The organism is Streptomyces sp. NPDC005070, from assembly GCF_053600395.1.
Genome location: NZ_JBSFZS010000445.1, coordinates 1 through 1,727, shown reverse-complemented (window position 1 = coordinate 1,727; position 1,727 = coordinate 1). Strand labels below are relative to the sequence as shown.

1 protein-coding gene and 1 pseudogene are annotated in these 1,727 nt (G+C 72.4%); one reads left to right on the top strand and one right to left on the bottom strand.

Annotation, left to right across the window (positions count from 1 at the left end):
- Positions 1–82: 82 nt before the first annotated feature.
- Positions 83–514: pseudogene (locus ACWEBX_RS40085) on the bottom strand (triacylglycerol lipase); the annotation flags it as partial.
- A gap of 452 nt (positions 515–966) precedes the next feature.
- Here ACWEBX_RS40085 and ACWEBX_RS40080 point away from each other — a divergent pair.
- Complete coding sequence (locus ACWEBX_RS40080) at positions 967–1,605, top strand: TetR family transcriptional regulator (protein ID WP_451889627.1); 639 nt, start codon at positions 967–969, stop codon at positions 1,603–1,605.
- Positions 1,606–1,727 lie beyond the last annotated feature (122 nt).

Genomic DNA, 1,727 nt, shown 5'->3' with positions numbered 1-1,727 from the left:
CCGGTTCCACCGGCGGATCGAGCGGCGGCACCACGGGCGGCAGCGACTCCGCGGTGTCCGGCGGGCTCGCAGCCGATCAGGCGCCGCCGCCCTTCCAGGCGGCCGAGGGCTCGATGTAGGCGCCGGTCACGGCGACGGGCTGTCCGTTGGAGTCGGTCGACTTGTACATCAGGCGGGTCGCGGTTCCGGGGAGCGGACCGTCGAGGCCGGGCAGGCTGAGCGCGAGGGGAAGGGGTTCGCTGCGGATCAGGGCGCCGTTGGCCGCGGGGAGGTTCGCGGGCGGCGTGTAGAACGCGGGGATGGTCACGCCTCGGGACACCACCGCGCCCGCGTCGGCGGCCGCCGCGGGGAGCGCCTGGACGCTCAGACAGGCGAGAACGGCGAGTGCGGTGGCGAGGAGGCGGCCGCGGTTGCGTGCGGCGGACTCGGGGCGCACGGAGGGCAGAGCCCGCTCGGCGCGAGTGCGTCGGCCGGCCGACAGATGCGGCCGAGGGGTGCTGTGGGGTCGTTGCATGCGGCTCACTCCCTGCTTCGTCAAAACGTGGGGGTCGTGCGGGCGGCCGAAGGCGTCAATGGCGTGACGCCGGTTCTGGCTGAGGGGTGCCGACCGGGCCGCCACCGCGGGACCGGCGGTGCCGGTGACGGGTCGGTGAGGGGGGAAATGGCACGGCCCGGACGTGGACTTGGGCAGGACGGGACCACGCGCCCAGCCGCGTCGCGGAGATGGACAGGACGAAGGGACCGCCCGCGCGCCGTCGGCCGGGCGGCGCGTGGTGCGGAATCGCTCCTGTCTCTGCTCCCGGAAGCGACGGACGTCGAAGTCCCGTTCGACACCCGCTAGTTACTCCCGAGTCACATCAGGAGAGTAGGAGCGGATGTCACTCAGTGACAAGATGTCTGCGCGCGCCAGTTCTGCGCGGCTCGCTATGCTGCTCCGGTCGATGAGACAGGGGTGGTGGGGCGACGGTGCGCGAAGCGGCACCCGCAGACCGGGCCACGACGGCCGTGCGGCCGTCACTGGGCGAACGACGCAAGGAGGCTCTCCGGCTGGACATAGCCCGCGAGGCCGTGCGCCTGTTCGTCTCACAGGGCGTCACGAGCACCACGGGGGACCAGATCGCGGAGGCGGTGGGCGTCTCGACCCGCACGCTGTGGCGCCACTTTCCCACCAAGGAGAGCTGCGTACGCCCGTTACTCACGGCGGGACTCGACGCCGCCACGGACCAACTGCGCCACTGGCCGGCCGAGACCGGCCTGCTGGACTTCCTCACCCGTTCCTGCCGCCGAGGGACACTGCCGTCCGCCGACCCGGCGGTACTCGACCTGATCCGCATGACCCCCGCCGAGCCCGCACTGCGTGCCGTCTGGCTCCAGGCCCACGACGACGCGCTGCCCGTCCTCACCGAAGTCCTCGCCCGGCGTTCCGGCAGGAGCGCGGACGACCTGCGGGTGAAGGTGCACGCGGCCACCGTCAACGGCGCGCTGCGCGCGGCCGCGGAGGACTTCGCCGTACGTTTCGCCGACGCGGCACAGGCCTCCGAGGAGGACCTCGCCGCATGCATGCACGCCGCCCTCCACGCCGCCTCGGAGGGCCTGCCGTACTGACGCCGGCAACGGCGCGTCAGGACAGGCTCATCGGAGCCGGAGGCCGAAGGTGAGTGACGCGGGGGCGGCGGCCGGGTAAAGAATTCACCTGGTCTAGTCCAAAGCCTCATTTGGTCTAGTCC